The following is an 18,132-nucleotide window of genomic DNA, read 5'->3' as shown; positions in this document are numbered from 1 at the left end:
TGATGTGGACTTCAGTAACTTTGGGAAAACATATAAAGAAACATCATTCCATACTATAAACGGAGGCAAAAAAACATGATGAAAAAATTTATGGCTGCATTACTTACAATTACACTAGCATTCTCGCCAGTCGGCACTTACGTATTCCAGGATCATACGGAATCAGTCGATGCAAGGGGTTACAAGTCAGGAAAAAGAAGCTTTAACAACAACACCAATAATAATTCGAATTTCCAAAATAAAGAAACGAAGAAATCCGATGCTACTACTGCCAATAAAGCTAAGAGTGGAAACACATTCACAAAAGGCGGCTTAATGAAAGGAATTATGCTAGGTGGATTGGCAGGTTTACTTTTTGGAAGCCTATTCGCCAATATGGGAATGCTTGGTTCTATACTTGGTCTATTAATCAACGTGTTGGCGGTTGTGGTATTAATCGTTGTAATCCGTAAAATATTCACATATTTCAAAGATAAGAAGAAGAAAGAGGATACAAACCCATGGAGAGGTTAAAGATATCCGAACAAGATATCATCAATGCGGTTTGTGTTTACATTGCCCGTAAAAAGCAGGTACAACCCAATGAGGTGGAAGTCGAGTTAATGTATGATGATGATTATGGCTTTTCGGCGGAAGCGTTTGTCGATGGCCGGAAACAAGTGTTAATTACCATCAACTTGATAGAAGCGCTTCGCTTATGGCTGGATGAATATATGAATAAAGATCCATACTCGGGTATTGAACTTGTTTTGGATGATGAAGAAGGCATAGTGGCTTTAGTAAGTGAAAGTAATAGATAAGTAAAAAGGATGCCGTTACGGCATCCTTTTTTTATTTAATAAGGTACAACTCGATCGGTGTGAAGGAAAAAGATAAAAGAGAAATAGAAAAATAGTAAAGCAAACAAAGCAAAATGCTAGATTACCAACACATATTTTAAACACAGATAGATTATAATGAATTATATTTTCCATTTGTTGCAAAAAATGGTCTGCGGAAGTAGGATGGATATATGTTCAAGTCAAAGGAGGAGAATAAGTGGCAGGTTACATAGAAGATATCACTTTTTTAAATGAAAAGGCCATAAAGTTCGGCAATGAAAAAGTGGAAGCGATACTTGCGCCATCTTTAGGAAGCAATCTGCTTTCGTTTAAGTACAAGCATAAGGATATTGAGGTGCTGCGAACTCCGGTTAGTCTGGAAGAGTATAAAAAAGCTCCCATTTTATACGGAATGCCTATCCTGTTTCCTCCTAATCGAATTGAAGATGGTCAATTTACATATAAGGGGACTGAGTATAGGTTTCCGGTCAATGAAAGGGGAAAATTCAATCATATACATGGTTTTTTACATGACAAGCCTTGGCAAGTCTGCCAAAAGGAGGTGAACGGGAAAGAAATCGTCATTAATACTGAATTTTCAAGCAGTGAATTTGATCTAAAAGATAGCTTTCCACAAGATATCACTGTGAATATGTCTTTATCTTTAAGGGCTGAAACATTGGATATAAAATTGGAAATCACCAACAAGGGCATTGAACCCTTTCCGTGGGGGACAGGTTATCATACTGTATTCAATTTTCCATTTGGACCAGGGGGGAAATTGGAGGATTGCAGAATATCTCTTCCCGTCAATAAACATTGGGAGTTGAATGAAAGGTCATTGCCCACTGGTGCAATTCATGAAACGGCCGATACACTGGAAATCCAAAACGGCTTTAGCTTGGAGGGCCGGCTGTTTGATGACCTATTTGGCTATGATGAGGAAAGAGCCCTCGAAAACGAGTGCATACTTACTGACCAAGAGGCTGGCATACAGGTCATCTATCATGCTGATCAACATTTTAAGTTTTGGGTATTATTCAACCAGGAGGGGTTCGTCTGTCCTGAACCATATACATGGGTAACGAATGCTCCTAATTTGGATTTGTCAGCAAAATTGACTGGATTGAGGGAGTTAAGATCTGGTGAAACGGTTCAGCTGAGAACTAGATTGGCAATAAAGGATATATAAAAAAACACCTTGGCACTTATTTGTGCCAAGGCGTTTAAGGTTATGCTTTTTTTCTCATCCAGAGTGGGTATAGGACGATTCCGAATACATATAAGGCAATGCCAAGTATGAATGTATTCATATCGGCTGTACCTGTCTTGATGACCCAGATCGAGTAGATTAACGCCAGGATGGTGATAATTCCATCACGTACCCTTGAGCCTTTCATGATGTCATAGGTTTCCCCAGTCATGACCAGTTTCAATTGATACAAAACGGATGCAAGATAAGGGATCAAGTAAGCGAGTGTAGCGACGATCATGGAAAATTTATAAGCCTCCAAAATCGTACCCGAAATAGTGGAGAATAAGAATATCTGTGTCATGATATTTGTTATTGTCATAGAACGGACGGGTGTGCCATTTTTGTTCGCTTTCGCAAAATAGGCAGGAAACAAATCCGATTTCGCTGCCTGGTAAGGAACTTCTGAGGCAACGACAATCCATCCGATTGTCGATCCCAATAAGGAAATGACGGCAAGAGCAGCCATTAAATACGTGCCGCTTGAACCAACTACTGCTTGTAGTGCGTCAACAAGCGGTTTTTGTGATATTTTCAACTCGTCTTGTGATATGGCACCCATCGTCAATAAAGTAATGCCGATATAAATGGCAACAGCGATGAGTAAACCAAAAATCGTCGCTTTCTTTACATCATTTTGTGACTTGGCACGGTTTGAAAGCATGACGGCAGCTTCGATACCGATGAAGGCCCATAATGTTGAAATTGCAGCTGCATTCACTTGATCACCTAAAGAGACGGCTGACCCCGCCTTATCATAAAATTCAGCTCCGTTTCCTAGATTGGAAGTATCGAAGATGAATATCGTGATTATGATGAAAAATAAGAATCCAAGCACTTTGGTAACTGTAGCAAAAAGATTCATTTTCCCAGCACTATTAAAACTTCTTACCAAGATTGCCTGAATCCCCCAAAGGGCAATGGAACATACCGCAAACGTTAATGCTTTACCTAGTTCAAGTTGAAACGAACCCGCTGTATAAATCACTTTCGTACTATGCATCACAGGGAAAAACGTTGATAGGTAACCAGCAAATGAGATGATGACAGAAGCTGTCGCAGCCCAATTCGCAGCCCAATAGCCCCATGCCATGCTATACCCTGAAACCCTTCCTTTAGCAGGAGATTTAAATAATGATTGAGCATAACTTTGCGGTCCAGCCTTCAATTCCGGTTTCCGGACTGCCAGGTTACCAAACACTAAAGCTATTAGAAAAACTCCCAGTCCAGTAACAATCCATGCCAATGTGGCCCCTAATGGACTGGATACCTGTGCTAATTGAGCAGGGAGCATGAAAATTCCGCCGCCGACCATATTTCCAATTACGAAAGTGGTCAAAATCAATAAACCCCATTTTTTATTTACCATTTATATCGAACCTTTCTTATATACAAAGTGAGTGTTTATACCGACAACTTATACTAAAATAGTATATCTCAAATAGTTTAGTTTGGTAAAGTGGTAAATAAGTAAAATGTAAAACGCAGACTAATCAGAAAATTTAAGCGCATTATTGACAATAGGAGAAAATTGGATTATATTAGTAAATACCAAGTTAGTTGGTAAGAATAATGTGGTTTGTTGCTTGAATCGTATTTTTCTATAACATAAGCAACTCCCGAATATTGCCGATTAGTCAACTAAAGGCACCCTTACATCTAATCTGTTAGATGGCGGGTGCCTTTTATTTTTTATAGTGAAGGGAGGGGAATATGGAGTTCCTATTAACTGGTTATTCTTATTCGGAAAGTAAAGTGATGAGGATATGATAGGTAAACCAAGTTCCTCAAGAAAACATTGAAAGTGGGAAGCACCTGCGCATTTCATGCGATCACTTTTAACATTAGGCATGAAACGAAGCTTTATTACCAGTAGTGAAGGGGAGAGATATTATGGAAAAGAAAGAAGAATTGAAAATCAGGCATATCATTTCAAGCTTGGAAGATCTGCAATATGGATCGGTTTTAATAACCGTACACGATGGTAAAATCACACAGGTGGATACAACCGAGAAGAAACGATTCCCATTAGCGAAGAGCCGGGCAGTTAATGCCAGATGAATGATAGTTATTAAGGGAGCTTTCGATATGAAGGCTCTCAGACTGTAGACAAACTCGATGAAAATCGAGTTTGTCTATTTTTATGGCTTGTACAATTTGGACGTTGATTGGAACGTAGGGCACTCGCTTTCCGGGGGCGGTCGGGGAGCCTCCTCGGCTTTCGCCTGCGGGGTCTCCCCTAGACGCGCTTTTCCCGCAGGAGTCTCGTACCTTCCGTTCCAATCAACTATGTTTAAAATTTTTCTTTGCGTACGATTTTCTTTTCAAATTTGCGCTTATTCGCACACGAGCATATCAAGGACGTCTTCAAGATGAAATCAATCAAAACCATGGAAAGAAGCCTTTTCCACCAGATAAATTTGATAAGGAAGAAACCAGAGGAATTAAAGAAAGTACTACGGATCCTGAGAGGGGCAACTATGTGAAAGATGAACCAACAAAACAGTTTGCCTATTCATTCCACGCGGCCGCAGACCGGAACGGTTTTGTATTGGGAACGATTGTAACACCTGGTAATACACATGACAGTCATATTTTGGAGCCACTTGTTGAGCAAGTGATAGAGAAAGGTGGAAAACCAGAAGCAGTTGCCGTAGATGCAGCTTACAAAACACCAGCGATTACAAGCTACCTATTTTAACAAAGAAATCACACCTGCTTTACCCTATACACGTCCTCGAAAAAAAGAAGGATTCTTTTGCTACCATGAATATGTTTAAGATGAACACTTTGATTGTTATCTTTGCCCTTCGGGAGAAACTTTAAAGTACTCAACAACAAATAAAGAGGGCTATCGCGAGTACAAATCGCCAAAACAAATTTGTGCAACATGCTCATATTTATCACGGCGTACAGAAAGCAAAGACCATCAAAAAGTAGTGACACGGCATATCTGGCAAGGATATGTGGGAGAAGCAGATCATCTGCGTCATCATCAAGATGTAATACCTATATATGCGAAACGCAAAGAAACGATTGAGCGTGTATTGCAGATGCAAAAGAAAAGCATGTTATGAGTTGGATTACTTTAAGGGGACTTAAAAAATTGTCGATCAAGCGATGCTTACTTTCGCTGTCATTAATTTAAAGAAGATGGCCACGTGGACATGGCAACTCCTAACCTACAAACTGGGTACCCTTCAATATGAAGGCTTTTTTTTATACAAAAAATTATTCAATTTGGAATTTATAAGAAGATTGTACTGGTTTTAACATGGTAGAATAAGTTAGGGTATAAGGGCTTTTTTTTATAGGGATTAAATGATATATAAGGGAGGAACAGGGGATAGATGACCTTACAGACTATAGAACATGATATCTTGGCATTAGTTGAAACATTTAATGGGAGAATCGCATATAAAATTGAAAATGGTCTTGGGGACACGATTGGATATCACGAGAATGAATCCTTTCAATCAGCGAGTTTGATCAAAATACCAATGATCATCGAAGGTTATCGTCAAAGTGAACAAAAGAAAATCTATTTGAACCAACCAGTGACCATCCCGCCTAATGAAGTGACTGGGGGATCCGGGGTCCTGCATGTCTTATCGAACAAGGTATTTTTAACAGTAGAGGATTTATTGACATTGATGATAACCGTTTCCGACAATACATCCACGAATATGATGATGAACCTGCTCGGCTTTGAGGAAATCAATCAATGCATCAAGGAACTTGGTTTGAAAAATACTGTCCTTGAACGAAAAATGCAGGATTTTAAGGCATTAAAAGAAGGGCGCGACAATACCATATCGGCGGAAGATACGATTACCTGCTTAAAAGCCATACATACAGGCAACTTTTTAACGAAAGAAAGCCAGGAAAGAATCTTGCGTGTATTTGACAATCAGCAATTAAGGGATAAACTTCCATCACGGATGGGCAGAGGGGTCAAGGTCGCAAGCAAAATGGGCGGAATTCGAGGAGTTGCCCATGATTGCGCAATCATTCGGTCAGAAACACAAACTGTTTATGCTGCAGTTCTTACTGAAGATATGAAATCAGAGGAAGAAAGCCGTCAAGTAATCAGTAAAATTGGAAAATTGATATATGATGATATGGTTACAGAATAAGCTGTTTAATTCAATATTTTTGGAAGAGCGGGAAGTCTTTCATGATTTCCCGCTCTTCGATCTTAGTTATGAGGGAGTTAGTGGGAAAGCATGTTATTTAAGGAAAGGAAAAAGAAACGGGGAAAAACTTTAAATAAATTTTGTGTAATTAACGTTATTGCAGTACTGGGGTATTTTGGTTTTTTGCACATGAAAATTCAAGAAACCATTCACCAGCAAATTCCGGAAAATGCCGATTATCTCATTATTCTTGGAGCAAGGGTCAAAGGTTCGGTGCCATCATTATCCTTACAATACAGGATTGATAAAGCTGCAGAATATTTATCGGCTAATAAACATACAGTGGCCATTGTATCTGGCGGCAAAGGACCGGGAGAAGAAATATCGGAAGCAAAAGCAATGCAACAGGGACTAATCGCCCAGGGAATTGAAGAAGCACGCATCATGATGGAAGACAAATCTACAACAACTCAGGAAAATATTGTTTTCTCAAAAGAACTCATTCCTGATACAGCAGCTTCAGGATTGATCGTTAGTAATGACTTTCATATCTACCGGGCAGTCGACATAGCAAAAAGAGAAGGCTTGGACATTAAAGGAATGCCGGCAAAGACACCAAAAGTGTCACTATTGAAATCATATACCCGTGAATATCTGGCAATTACCAAATACTATTTGACCGAGTTGATTCGGAGGTAAATTGGAATTGTCCTAAAGATGTGGGGTGCTTTCATTATTCGACTTCCACGACAACATTAGGAACTTCCCAAAAATCTTTCTCTTGATATAGCTCCTTAAGTGTTTTATAAACGGGATACCCGGTATAGGAAATCTCGACTCGTTCATCAGCATCCACTTCTTCCACATCTATATCATCAACAAAACCAAGTTGATCATCGATTTCCATTAAATAATATCCGAGTGCCTCATACCCGCTATAGGCTACAATAACCTTACTGTCAAAACCGCTATTAGAAACTTTGTAATATTTCATTGAGTGACCTCCTTGTTGATAATTCTTTAAGTGAAAATCGTACGGTTTCTTATTACTTTGATATACCCATTAATTACTATCTGAATCATTAAATTGGATAAATAAAGAAAATAGGAAGGCAAAAGGAATGTGAAGCCAACTTAAAATATCACTGGAAAATTTGCTATCTGCATCAATTCATGTTAATCTAATAAAGAATTGTTTTTGGTTGTGGAAGAGGATACTCGTTATTTTCCAAATGATTAAAAATAGTAATACAATGTGTGTTATGCACTAGGAGGCAACAACAATGGAACAAGGTACAGTTAAATGGTTTAATGCAGAAAAAGGTTTTGGATTTATCGAACGCGAAAACGGAGACGATGTATTCGTACATTTCTCAGCTATCCAAAGCGAAGGCTTCAAATCTTTAGACGAAGGTCAAAAAGTAACTTTCGAAGTTGAGCAAGGTGCACGTGGAGCTCAAGCTGCTAACGTTCAAAAAGCTTAATTTTAAAATTAAATCGTAACCTATATGAACAGACTTCCTCGATGGGAGTCTGTTTTTTATTGTGCTAAAAAAAATGAAAGCAAAAAAAAATCCCACTCTGACTGAGTAGGTTTTTAGTGACTTGTCATTAAGCTTTTTTTAATTCCTCTTCAAAGAAAAAAGTAGTCGGATGTTCTTTAACGGTATAAGAATATCTTTTCATGTTTTTTACATATGCCCATTTATTAATGGTTACTGATTCATTAGTATCCTGAATAGTTACTGTTTCACCAGTATTATACTTATTGCTTTTCAATTTAGCCACCCTCTTTAATAATAGTATAACATATTTGGCAATGAAAGATGTGTTCAAGATATTCCAATGATATAAAGGGGCATGCCATGTCATTCAGTTTGCTGGACAAAAGCTAAAAGCCTAATGGTGATTTTTTAATTGTGAATGAAAAAAACAGCCACATGTTCCCTGGTTTTACAGGAATCACGTGGCTATGATTAGAAGGTTTTCAAGTGATCACGCTTAATGCCGGTTAATTAAAACGCCCAATCCCCATTACGGAAGACAGGTTCCGATGTGCCGTCCTGTTTGATGCCGTCGATGTTCATTTTCTCCGACCCAATCATGAAATCGACATGTGTAAGGCTTTCATTCAGTCCATTTTCGGCAAGCTCTTCTGGACTCATGTTTTTTCCGCCTTCAATACAGAAAGCATAGGAGCTGCCGATAGCGAGATGGTTTGATGCATTTTCATCGAATAATGTGTTGAAGAATAAAACATTCGATTGGGAAATCGGTGAGTTGAATGGAACAAGTGCCACTTCCCCAAGATAGTGTGACCCTTCATCCGTTTCAACCAATTGCTTTAGGATTTCTTCCCCTTCTTCAGCTTTTACTTCAATGATCCGTCCTTCCTTAAAGGTCACGGAAAAATTATTGATGATGTTTCCGCCGTAACTAAGTGGTTTCGTACTGGTAACCGTACCGTTAACGCCTGTTTTCAATGGAACTGTAAACACTTCTTCGGTTGGCATGTTAGCCATGAATTCATGACCCTGTACGTTAACGCTTCCTGCCCCGACCCAAAGATGTTTGTCTGGTAACTCGATTGTCAAGTCGGTTCCAGGAGCCGTGTAATGCAATTTTTGGTAATGCTTATCATTTAAATAATCAACCTTTTCATGCAGGGTATCATCGTGTTTTTTCCAGGCCTCCACAGGATCCTTCACATCAACACGAACTGCTTTGAAAATGGCTTCCCATAGCAGATCAACGCGTTTACCTTCTGCTTCTTCAGGGAATACTTTATCAGCCCAAGCCTTTGAAGGGACGGCAACTATGGACCAGCTCACTTTATCGGATTGCATATACTGACGCCACTTCTTCAGAGCAGTCCCGGATGCTTTTTGGAAGTTAGCAATCCTTTCAGGCTTTACACCTTTTAATAAGTCAGGGCTGGAGGAGATGACGGATAGATAGGCAGCTCCGTTTTCTGCAAGTTCGATCGTTTCTTCTGCGCGCCACTTTGGATATTCGTGGAACACCTCGTCCGGAGCCAGTTCATATTTGGTACGTGAAACGATATCGTCATTCCAATTAACGATGACATTGCGCGCACCGTTTTCATATGCCTTTTTTACAATGAGACGCACAAGGTCAGCGCCCTCTAATGTTGTGTTTACGACCAAGGTTTGGTCTTGCTGGATATTTACGCCGACTTTTACGGCAAGTTCTGCATATTTTTCTAAATTCATTTGAAAATCACTCATCATTTAAAACTCCTTTTCCATTTTCTACATTTTCAATTGTACTTTTTGTCATATAAAAAAGAAACTTTTTACTTCGTTTGTGAAAACTACTCGTATATGAAGGAGTTCATTATAACTGGCAAGGAGCTGCTCCAGCAGCTATTTTGTCTATCTTGCATTTTACCAAAACTAAAGAAGGAAAGACTATTGAAAAGGTTTGAATAGTTGAATAATTTGATGATTTGGTGCAGCGAATCAATGGACTGAAAGAAAGAGGGCCTCTTTGAGACCCTCTTTCTTAATAGTCAATAAATCATCTACCCAAATTAATCCAGACGCTTTTCACTTCAGAATAGTTGTCCAGTGCATAAGATCCCATTTCACGTCCGATTCCGGATTGTTTGTAGCCGCCGAACGGGGAAGCTGCGTCGAACGCGTTATAACAGTTCACCCATACTGTACCGGCACGGAGTTTCCCTGCAACATAATGGGCATTGGCTATATCGCTTGTCCATAAGCCGGCAGCCAAACCATATTCACTGGCATTTGCACGGTTAATGACATCATCTAAATCTTCGAATGGCATTGCCGCTATGACCGGTCCGAAAATCTCTTCTTTAGCAATCGTCATATCCTCTTCAACACCAGCGAATATAGTAGGTGAAACAAAGTAGCCTTGTTCACCCGGTTTGTTTCCGCCGACAAGAACTTCCGCACCCTCGTTTTTCCCTTTTTCAATATAGCCCATTACCCGATTTTGCTGCTCCTCGGAAACAAGCGGTCCAATTTGTGTACTTGGATCCAGGCCTATCCCTTGTTTGATGTTTTTTGCATGGCTGGCCATATCGGCAACCACATTATCATAATGTTTCTTTTGAATATAAACCCTTGAACCTGCACAGCATACCTGACCTTGGTTAAACATGACCCCATTCAAAGCTCCAGGGATGGCTTTTGAGAAATCAGCATCAGGCAGGATGATGTTTGGCGATTTCCCACCAAGTTCCAATGTGACCCGTTTCAAGGAATATGAAGCGGAGCGCATGATCAATTTTCCAACTTCGGTCGAACCGGTAAATGCAATTTTATTTACTTGCGGATGATCGACAAGCGCTTGTCCAGCGGTTTCACCAAAACCGGGAACGATATTTACGACCCCATCAGGGAAACCGGCTTCAGCTAATAATTCAGCCAGGTAAAGAGCGGAAAGCGGTGTTTGCTCAGCAGGCTTTAATATGACCGTACAACCTGTAGCAAGTGCCGCTCCCAGTTTCCACATCGCCATAAGAAGCGGAAAGTTCCATGGGATGATTTGGCCAACAACACCAACTGCCTCGTGTTTTGTGTAGTTAAAGTAATTTCCGCTTACCGGGATGGTCTGTCCAACAATCTTGGTGGACCAGCCAGCAAAATATCTCATATGTTCTATTGCTAAAGGAATGTCGGCATTGGTCGTTTCATTGATTGGTTTCCCATTATCCAACGTTTCCAATTGAGCAAGTTCAGTTTTATTTTCTTCCATTAAATCGGCTAGTTTATACATAAGTCTACTGCGTGCAGCTGCGCTCATTCTTGACCAAGGACCTTCATCGAATGCTTTGCGTGCAGCTTTGACGGCTAAGTCGATATCTTCTTTATCAGCTTCATAAACATCGGCAAGTTTTTGTCCTGTGGCAGGATTGGGAGTGGAGAAGGTTTTTTTTGAAGCACTTTCTACAAACTGACCATTAATATAGAGCTTTTTTGGTCCTGTTAAAAATTTTTGCAGCTTTCCACTTACTTCTAACGTTAGATTTGTCATTAATTACCCTCCTGAATAAAATAATTATCTTGGGCTAAACATGATGACTTATTGTTAACGCTATGATTGCCAATTTTTATGATAAATGAAAAAAAGGGAATATTCAATCTATAACATTCGACAGAATATCCAAGATTTCTTCATCATTTTAAAAATGAAGTATTTTTTTGTCATGACATCTGTAATTACTATAGCAAAAATGAAAGTTAATAGTTAAAATGAATAAGGATAAAATAACAAGAAGGTCTAAAGTTCTTCAGGAGGAATATATGGGAAATGATGCGAAAATGATATCGCAGCGTAAGTTACTTGGTGTTGCGGGTCTTGGATGGATGTTCGATGCACTTGATGTCGGTATGCTTTCTTTCATCATTGTTGCATTAAAACAGGATTGGAACTTAACCAGTGAGCAGGTTGGCTGGATTGGGAGCATAAACTCCATAGGAATGGCTGTCGGCGCCGTATTTTTTGGTGCGATGGCCGACAGGGTTGGACGAAAGAATGTCTTTATCATTACATTATTATTGTTTTCGATCGCAAGTGGCCTGTCTGCAGCAGTCAGTACACTAAGCCTGTTCTTGATATTGCGGTTTTTGATTGGAATGGGACTTGGGGGAGAACTCCCGGTTGCCTCGACATTGGTCTCTGAAAGTGTTGAAGCAAGTAAAAGGGGAAGGGTCGTCGTCCTTCTTGAAAGCTTTTGGGCGGTTGGCTGGATTTTGGCAGCACTCATATCCTTTTTCATCATACCGGCTTATGGTTGGCGCGTTGCCTTATTATTGAGCGCAGTTCCAGCTTTATATGCGCTGTATCTGCGCTTGAAACTGCCGGATTCACCGAAGTATTCGGAACTTGAAAAAAAGCAAAGACCATCTGTATTAAGCAATATGAAAAGTGTCTGGAAAAAGGAATACTCCCGTCAGACCCTTGTATTGTGGATTCTATGGTTTTGCGTGGTCTTTTCCTATTATGGGATGTTTTTATGGCTGCCAAGTGTGATGGTCCTAAAAGGCTTCAACATGATTCAAAGCTTTGAATATGTTTTGATCATGACGCTTGCACAGCTTCCGGGCTATTTTTCAGCTGCATGGCTGATAGAGAAGATGGGCCGTAAATTCGTTTTGATCACATACTTAATTGGAACGGCCGTCAGTGCCTTTTTCTTTGGATCGGCAGAGGGGCTGGCACTGCTGATAGTGTCCGGGATGTTCCTATCTTTCTTTAACCTAGGGGCATGGGGGGCACTTTATGCGTATACACCTGAGCAGTATCCAACATCAGTTCGCGGTACAGGGGCTGGATTAGCTGCAGGGATCGGGAGGATTGGCGGTGTCCTGGGACCTTTGCTCGTAGGGTATTTAGTTGCCGCAGACACCCCGATTTCATCGATTTTCACCATTTTCACAATTGCTATTTTAGTGGGGGCAGTTGCCGTAGCATTTGGGAAGGAAACAAAGAATACCGTTTTGACATAAACAAAGGATGGGGACTGTATGGAGTCCCCATCCTTTGTTATTTAAAGTCTTTTATTATTTTTAAAAGGGATTCGGAGGCAGTCTTCGGATTATCTGCATTCATGATGGCCGATACGACTGCGGTACCTGATAGTCCGCTATCAGAAAGAGCGGAAATGTTATCGGCAGTGATACCCCCGATGGCTACTGCGGGAATGGATACGCTGCGGCAAATTTCCCCCAGATCCTCAATTGCCATTAGGGTGGCATCTCGTTTGGTCTTGGTAGGGAAAACGGAACCGACTCCGATATAGTCCGCTCCATTTCGTTCGGCTTCGAGAGCTTCTTCAAGAGTGGAGACAGATACACCGACAATCATATCTTCAGGAACCATTTTTTTGACGACAGGCAGTGGAAGGTCATCTTGCCCAATATGAATTCCATCCGCTGCAACAGCAAGTGCTATATCCACCCGGTCATTGATGATAAGGGGAATGGACAGCTCGTTCAATAACTGTTTTAATGCAGAAGCTTTATTATAAAAGGAGAGGGAGGAATTGTTTTTCTCTCTAAGCTGTACGATCGAGACTCCTCCTGAAACCGATTCTGCAATGATTTTGGTCAATTCTTCTATTGCCAGGGACTCTTCCGTAACTAAATACAGGCTTAAATCAATTTGGGACTTCTTCATTTATTTTCACCTCATGCATCCAGATTTCCTTATCCATTCTTGATATTGCATCGATTAAACACACACGAAACGTTCCTGTTCCTTCATCCTTTTGAAGGTTTTTGGCAGCTAGTTCACCTGAAATGCTCATGGTTGAGATACCGGCAATCGCCGCAGAATAGAAATCATCGGTGACTCCGGAAAAAGTGCCGATAAGAGCAGTGGACATGCAACCGGTTCCTGTAACATTAGTTAATAGGAGGTTCCCGTTATCGATGATGGACGTATGTTTTCCATCGCTGACCGCATCCTTCGCTCCGCTGACCACGACGATGCAATTCAATTTATTTGCCGCTCGAACAGCCAGCTCTGCATTGCTAACCGCAAGCTCCTCCGAATCCACCCCGCGAGTAACGGTATCCCCACCAATCAATGAAAGGATCTCACTTGCATTTCCGCGAATGATTTGGAAAGTAACCTTACTTAGGAGCTCTTTCACTTGCTCTGTTCGATAGGCGGTGGCACCAACTCCCACCGGGTCCAAAATGACCGGGATATCCAGGTCATTTGCCGTCTTACCGGCAATCTCCATTGCTTCCAAGGCTTTATCATCGATCGTACCGAAATTCAGGACCAATGCATCCGCTAATTTGACCATATCCGCCACTTCTCTTGGGCTCGATGTCATCACTGGTGAACCACCGATGGCAAGGGTGGCATTTGCACAGTCGTTGACCGTAACAAAGTTGGTGATTTGGTGAACGAGTGGTTTTCTTTCTTTTACCTTCATGAATAAATCGGCTGCGGAAACCTTCATATTAAGTCACTCCGTTCTTTTTTTGAATATGAATGAAAATGATGGACAGGTCCATGACCTTTACCGATTGAAAAACTATTGCGTATCGCTTCGGAAATATAAGTCTTGGCCTGTTCGATCGACTCTTGCAATGGCAGTCCATTTGCCAGGTTTGATGTAATGGCGGATGATAGGGTACAGCCCGTACCATGAGTGTTTTTTGTATGTATGCGCTCTCCCTCGATCCAGTGGAAGTCAGTCCCATCATAAAAAAGGTCATTTGGATTTCCTGCTGCATGGCCCCCTTTAAGTAAAACGGCTTTGGGGCCCATTTCTTGTATTGAAATGCATGCCCTGTAGAAATCTTGTTTCGTCCGAATCGACAAGCCAGTAAGTACTTCCGCTTCCGGTACATTTGGTGTTACAAGTGTTGCAAGCGGAAGTAAATCCATTTTTAAGGCGGAGACAGCCTTTTCGTCGAGCAAATGGTGGCCGCTTTTGGAAATCATGACAGGGTCAAGGATAACGATGGCAGGCATGAAGGTTTTAAGGGACGCAGCGACTGTTTCCACGATTTCTTTTGATCCAAGCATGCCTATTTTTACTGCATCGACAGGAATATCTTCAAATATAGCTGCAATTTGGTCCGATATGATAGCTGTTTCAATTGGCTGTACTGAACGGACTTCCATTGTATTTTGTGCGGTTACGGCTGTTATGGCAGACATTCCAAAGACCCCATGTGCAGAAAATGTTTTTAAATCCGCTTGGATTCCAGCACCGCCCCCTGAATCAGAGCCGGCGATGGTTAATGCTGTTTTCATAAAAAAACCCCTTCATATAATTATTTTTTAGAAGTATTTTAAGTAATATGAAAGCTAAAATCGCACCTGCGAATGAACTGAGCATAAAAGCCGGTAAAAAACCAAAAAGAGCAGCTTTTTCCCCCAATAGGAGGATGGCAAGTGGATAACAGGCCAGGGAACCGAGAATGCCGGTCCCGATCACTTCACCTAAACAGGCGAATTTTAAGCTTTGTGTTTTTCGATAAAGGATGGCAGCCAAAAGTGCACCGATCATGCTGCCGGGAAAGGCGAATATTGAACCGGTACCAGACATGTTTCTAATGATGGAAACTAAAAAAGCTTGTGTCACAGCATAAGCAGGCCCCAATAGAACGGCCGTGAGGACATTCGCCAGATGCTGAATAGGGAAGACCTTTGCAAATCCTGCAGGGATGAAAATAAATGAACTGGTCAGCGTCGTTATAGCCGTGATCATGGCAGTCAACGTCAGTTTCTTGATAGGATTCATCATCATGTCTGCGACCTACAGCGGCCAATCCTGCTCATTTTGAACCATATCCCAGAATAAATATTCATATCGGGAAGTAACCAAAAAGTGCTTTTCTAATCTAAGAAGTTCCTTTTCTGGCATGCCTTCCGTCAATTCTTCCAACAATGCGATCAGCCACTTGTGTGCTTCCCCGAATTCAGGTGATGAATAGGACCTTATCCAATCTGCGTAGCGATTGTTTTCCAATGCTGCTCCATTTTGTTCTTTTAATAGCAAACCGATTTCATAATAATCCCAAGCGCAGGGCAGGAGACAGGCGATCAAGTCTGCCAAAGTCCCATGCTGAGCTGCATTTAGCATGTAACCTGTATAGGCTAGAGTGGTGGGAGTAGGTTCTGTATCTTCCAATTCCTTGGAACTGATCCCGAATTCGGAAGCATACTGCCGATGGATATCCATTTCCACTTGAAGGGTTTCATTTAAAATACTCGCAAACTTTGCCATGGTTTCGATGTTATGAGCTTTGATGACACCTAAAGCAAAGAGCTTGGAATAATCCATGAGATAGATATAGTCCTGCTTCAGGTAATAGGCAAATTTCTTTTCAGAAAGCGTACCGTTTCCAATTGCCTGGACAAAGGGATGTGAATGGTTCCTTTTCCAAATCTCTTTTGCCCGTGCATGAAGTCTATCACTGAATGTTTCTGTTTTAATATTCTCCATTGTTCATCCTCCTTTAGAATGGTTCCCCTTAATAATGAAAAACCCCGCTCCTGAATACGGAACGGGGTAGATGGATATAGTCTGTAAATGGACGATATCATCCACTTCCCTCCGCCGGTATGAGCCGGTTCAGGTTCAAAGGGTCCGGAACTATTTCCATCTCAGTCTTAAAAAAAAGACTCCCCTAGTGGTGTGAATTGTATGTAATTACTGACATCATATCAGAAAGACAAGAAAATGCAACCCGTATTTGAAGAGGGAGCACTTTATGTCCAGGAAAAAAGGGAGAACCAGGTAATTGACTTTTGATGATTATTAGGATAGAATCATTTCTACAACATTTATATATCGAATTCTTATCCAGAGAGGTGGAGGGACTTGGCCCAAAGAAACCTCGGCAGCGGACCCGTTTTGGGAACTGTGCTAAATCCAACAAGCATATGCTTGGAAGATAAGAAGAGCCGCACGGATACTGTCAGCCTCTTCTTGAATTAGAAGGGGCTTTTATTTTTGGGAAATAACGTTTAGTGACATAATAGAAAAGGTATATATAATTTGGTGAAAATCAAATAAGTTGATAAAGTTAGCTAACTAGAAGCAGGCTCTAGGATGACTAGGAAAGGAGCCATTTACATGGCAGAATTATTTAAGAGGATTGAACAGAGGAAGGCAAAGCTCATTGAAGAGCTATTGGCCAATGGAGTATACAAAACCTCTGATGAAAGGCACCTTTATGATGCCCCATTAAAAGTGCTTGAAGATGAATATAAGATTGTTATAAATAGACCTAATAACGAGTCACCTTCTGAATGGATGACATAGTAAGCGATGGACTATATTTTGGGTTCTTGGATAAGGGATATGATGTAAGCATTCACAGTCTACACTAGTGGATGCTTTTTTGCGTTTAATAGGAAATGACATAAAATATACATAATTAAAGAATGAAGTAGGTGTTTTGTCACATTTAACCTATAAAATAACACATTTTATTTCTGAAAAATAGTTGATTTTAACTAGTAGTTTCATTATGATGAAAGTGTAAAAAAATTGAATAAATGGGAGGTGACATATATGCCTTGCCGTAAGGTAACTATAGAAAGGGTAGAAGAAAAGAGACAGGAAATGATCAAATTGGCAGCAAGTTATGGCTTAACAAGTCTGCTAACTGTTCAAGCCAGTCAAGAATTGGATACACTATTAAATGCGTTAGCAAGAAAAAGAGAGTCTGAATATTATTCCCTCCAAAAAGCATATAGGTATTTTTAAATTAGCCAAATCGACCTGTATTAATTTGAAAAAGCTACTGCTCAAGGCAATAGCTCTAAAGAATAAAATTAAATATCGACACGTTTACCAAGAATGATCAAATCCCGCTCAATGCCATCCAGCTCGGCAACTTGAGGTAAATGTGCCCATTCTTCAAACCCGAATTTGGAAAAAAGCTTAAGGCTTGGTATATTGTGGGCGAAAATGAAGCCCAATAAAGTTTTAATACCTATTTTTGGACTCAATTCAATTGCCTTTTGGATCGAAATTTGTCCAATTCCTTTTCCCCGGAAATAATCATCAATATAAATGCTGATTTCGGCAGTGGAATTATATGCCGGTCGGCCATAGAAGGATTGAAAGCTCATCCATCCAGCAGTCTTCCCTTCTATAGTAATGATATATAGCGGTCTACTTTCTGAATGATGTTCCTCAAACCATTTAACCCTCGATTGGACGGATACAGGTTCCGTATCCGCCGTGACCATTCTTGAAGCAATTGTCGAATTATATATTTCTACAATTCTGGGTAGATCAGATAGTTCTGCCTCTATAAACTCTATGTGCTCTTCCATGATTTAAACTCCTAACTATCATTTATTCAATCTCCAGAATGAAGGGTAATCCCGTTTTTTGTTTAAGGGACGGTGAATGACACCCAATCCATTGAAAGTTTTTTATTATCAT

21 protein-coding genes, 1 pseudogene and 2 riboswitches are annotated in these 18,132 nt (G+C 40.6%); of the genes and pseudogenes, 11 read left to right on the top strand and 11 right to left on the bottom strand.

The window, feature by feature from the left end; all coding sequences use genetic code 11:
- Nucleotides 1–78: 78 nt before the first annotated feature.
- From ACIQZD_RS08830 to ACIQZD_RS08820, 3 genes are all read left to right on the top strand, one after another.
- Nucleotides 79–513: a hypothetical protein gene (locus ACIQZD_RS08830; RefSeq protein WP_402902042.1), complete on the top strand. Its 435-nt coding sequence runs from the start codon at nucleotides 79–81 to the stop codon at nucleotides 511–513.
- Nucleotides 501–800, top strand: coding sequence for a YxcD family protein (locus tag ACIQZD_RS08825; protein ID WP_076366987.1), 300 nt, complete (start codon nucleotides 501–503; stop codon nucleotides 798–800). The genes ACIQZD_RS08830 and ACIQZD_RS08825 overlap by 13 nt, the downstream gene beginning before the upstream one ends.
- A gap of 238 nt (nucleotides 801–1,038) precedes the next feature.
- Nucleotides 1,039–2,013, top strand: coding sequence for an aldose 1-epimerase (locus ACIQZD_RS08820; protein WP_402900870.1), 975 nt, complete (start codon nucleotides 1,039–1,041; stop codon nucleotides 2,011–2,013).
- A 40-nt stretch (nucleotides 2,014–2,053) separates the two neighbouring features.
- On the opposite strand, the gene ACIQZD_RS08815 is transcribed toward ACIQZD_RS08820, so the two are convergent.
- Nucleotides 2,054–3,442 carry an amino acid permease gene (locus ACIQZD_RS08815; protein ID WP_402900866.1) on the bottom strand — a complete coding sequence of 463 codons (1,389 nt, stop codon included), beginning with the start codon at nucleotides 3,440–3,442 and terminating at the stop codon, nucleotides 2,054–2,056.
- Between the two features lie 524 nt (nucleotides 3,443–3,966).
- On the opposite strand from ACIQZD_RS08815, the gene ACIQZD_RS08810 reads away from it, so the two are divergent.
- From ACIQZD_RS08810 to ACIQZD_RS08795, 4 genes and pseudogenes are all read left to right on the top strand, one after another.
- Entirely contained in the window at nucleotides 3,967–4,134 is a 168-nt protein-coding gene (locus ACIQZD_RS08810; protein WP_137020354.1) for a YezD family protein, read from the top strand.
- Between the two features lie 283 nt (nucleotides 4,135–4,417).
- Nucleotides 4,418–5,250: pseudogene (locus ACIQZD_RS08805) on the top strand (transposase); the annotation flags it as partial.
- Between the two features lie 173 nt (nucleotides 5,251–5,423).
- On the top strand, nucleotides 5,424–6,209 hold the full coding sequence (locus ACIQZD_RS08800; RefSeq protein ID WP_402900862.1) for a serine hydrolase: 786 nt from the start codon (nucleotides 5,424–5,426) through the stop codon (nucleotides 6,207–6,209).
- Between the two features lie 90 nt (nucleotides 6,210–6,299).
- Nucleotides 6,300–6,908: a YdcF family protein gene (locus tag ACIQZD_RS08795; protein WP_402900859.1), complete on the top strand. Its 609-nt coding sequence runs from the start codon at nucleotides 6,300–6,302 to the stop codon at nucleotides 6,906–6,908.
- A gap of 34 nt (nucleotides 6,909–6,942) precedes the next feature.
- Here ACIQZD_RS08795 and ACIQZD_RS08790 read toward each other — a convergent pair whose 3' ends face one another.
- Complete coding sequence (locus tag ACIQZD_RS08790; RefSeq protein ID WP_101224047.1) at nucleotides 6,943–7,203, bottom strand: hypothetical protein; 261 nt, start codon at nucleotides 7,201–7,203, stop codon at nucleotides 6,943–6,945.
- Nucleotides 7,204–7,492: 289 nt separating this feature from the next.
- Here ACIQZD_RS08790 and cspC point away from each other — a divergent pair, with 289 nt between their 5' ends.
- Nucleotides 7,493–7,693 (top strand): cold shock protein CspC, encoded by a 201-nt coding sequence (cspC, locus tag ACIQZD_RS08785; protein ID WP_034314312.1) that lies wholly within the window; start codon nucleotides 7,493–7,495, stop codon nucleotides 7,691–7,693.
- Nucleotides 7,694–7,820: 127 nt separating this feature from the next.
- Here cspC and ACIQZD_RS08780 read toward each other — a convergent pair whose 3' ends face one another.
- The 3 genes from ACIQZD_RS08780 to ACIQZD_RS08770 form a co-directional block, all read right to left on the bottom strand.
- Nucleotides 7,821–7,988 carry a hypothetical protein gene (locus ACIQZD_RS08780; RefSeq protein ID WP_164855016.1) on the bottom strand — a complete coding sequence of 56 codons (168 nt, stop codon included), beginning with the start codon at nucleotides 7,986–7,988 and terminating at the stop codon, nucleotides 7,821–7,823.
- Between the two features lie 236 nt (nucleotides 7,989–8,224).
- A complete protein-coding gene (locus ACIQZD_RS08775) occupies nucleotides 8,225–9,457 on the bottom strand; it encodes an aminopeptidase (protein WP_402900854.1) in 1,233 nt (410 codons plus the stop codon).
- 292 nt (nucleotides 9,458–9,749) lie between these two features.
- Nucleotides 9,750–11,237 carry an aldehyde dehydrogenase family protein gene (locus ACIQZD_RS08770; protein WP_402900851.1) on the bottom strand — a complete coding sequence of 496 codons (1,488 nt, stop codon included), beginning with the start codon at nucleotides 11,235–11,237 and terminating at the stop codon, nucleotides 9,750–9,752.
- A gap of 269 nt (nucleotides 11,238–11,506) precedes the next feature.
- Here ACIQZD_RS08770 and ACIQZD_RS08765 point away from each other — a divergent pair, with 269 nt between their 5' ends.
- Entirely contained in the window at nucleotides 11,507–12,712 is a 1,206-nt protein-coding gene (locus ACIQZD_RS08765; RefSeq protein WP_402900848.1) for an MFS transporter, read from the top strand.
- 37 nt (nucleotides 12,713–12,749) lie between these two features.
- On the opposite strand, the gene thiE is transcribed toward ACIQZD_RS08765, so the two are convergent.
- From thiE to tenA, 5 genes are read right to left on the bottom strand one after another with little or no spacing between them, the layout of a single operon-like run.
- Nucleotides 12,750–13,382 carry a thiamine phosphate synthase gene (gene thiE, locus ACIQZD_RS08760; protein WP_402900845.1) on the bottom strand — a complete coding sequence of 211 codons (633 nt, stop codon included), beginning with the start codon at nucleotides 13,380–13,382 and terminating at the stop codon, nucleotides 12,750–12,752.
- Nucleotides 13,363–14,178: a hydroxyethylthiazole kinase gene (gene thiM / locus ACIQZD_RS08755; RefSeq protein WP_402900842.1), complete on the bottom strand. Its 816-nt coding sequence runs from the start codon at nucleotides 14,176–14,178 to the stop codon at nucleotides 13,363–13,365. The genes thiE and thiM overlap by 20 nt, the downstream gene beginning before the upstream one ends.
- Nucleotides 14,175–14,981 carry a bifunctional hydroxymethylpyrimidine kinase/phosphomethylpyrimidine kinase gene (thiD, locus tag ACIQZD_RS08750; RefSeq protein ID WP_402900839.1) on the bottom strand — a complete coding sequence of 269 codons (807 nt, stop codon included), beginning with the start codon at nucleotides 14,979–14,981 and terminating at the stop codon, nucleotides 14,175–14,177. Before thiD ends, thiM begins: the two co-directional genes overlap by 4 nt.
- Entirely contained in the window at nucleotides 14,950–15,471 is a 522-nt protein-coding gene (thiW, locus tag ACIQZD_RS08745) for an energy coupling factor transporter S component ThiW (RefSeq protein WP_063232144.1), read from the bottom strand. The genes thiD and thiW overlap by 32 nt, the downstream gene beginning before the upstream one ends.
- A 15-nt stretch (nucleotides 15,472–15,486) precedes the next feature.
- On the bottom strand, nucleotides 15,487–16,176 hold the full coding sequence (gene tenA, locus ACIQZD_RS08740; RefSeq protein ID WP_402900836.1) for a thiaminase II: 690 nt from the start codon (nucleotides 16,174–16,176) through the stop codon (nucleotides 15,487–15,489).
- 89 nt (nucleotides 16,177–16,265) lie between these two features.
- Nucleotides 16,266–16,372, bottom strand: a riboswitch (TPP riboswitch).
- A gap of 157 nt (nucleotides 16,373–16,529) precedes the next feature.
- Nucleotides 16,530–16,634: riboswitch (SAM riboswitch) on the top strand.
- Between the two features lie 175 nt (nucleotides 16,635–16,809).
- Here tenA and ACIQZD_RS08735 point away from each other — a divergent pair.
- Together ACIQZD_RS08735 and ACIQZD_RS08730 are read left to right on the top strand one after the other, a co-directional pair.
- Nucleotides 16,810–16,998: a Fur-regulated basic protein FbpA gene (locus tag ACIQZD_RS08735; protein WP_034314291.1), complete on the top strand. Its 189-nt coding sequence runs from the start codon at nucleotides 16,810–16,812 to the stop codon at nucleotides 16,996–16,998.
- 252 nt (nucleotides 16,999–17,250) lie between these two features.
- Nucleotides 17,251–17,445, top strand: coding sequence for a Spo0E family sporulation regulatory protein-aspartic acid phosphatase (locus ACIQZD_RS08730; RefSeq protein WP_402900833.1), 195 nt, complete (start codon nucleotides 17,251–17,253; stop codon nucleotides 17,443–17,445).
- A 68-nt stretch (nucleotides 17,446–17,513) separates the two neighbouring features.
- Here the strand turns inward: ACIQZD_RS08730 and ACIQZD_RS08725 are convergent, their stop codons facing one another.
- Complete coding sequence (locus ACIQZD_RS08725; protein WP_402900830.1) at nucleotides 17,514–18,020, bottom strand: GNAT family N-acetyltransferase; 507 nt, start codon at nucleotides 18,018–18,020, stop codon at nucleotides 17,514–17,516.
- Nucleotides 18,021–18,132: the final 112 nt, after the last annotated feature.

This window comes from Peribacillus sp. NPDC096447, from assembly GCF_044762725.1.
Taxonomy (GTDB): Bacteria; Bacillota; Bacilli; order Bacillales; family DSM-1321; genus Peribacillus.
This window is presented reverse-complemented; position numbering and strand designations above follow the sequence as displayed.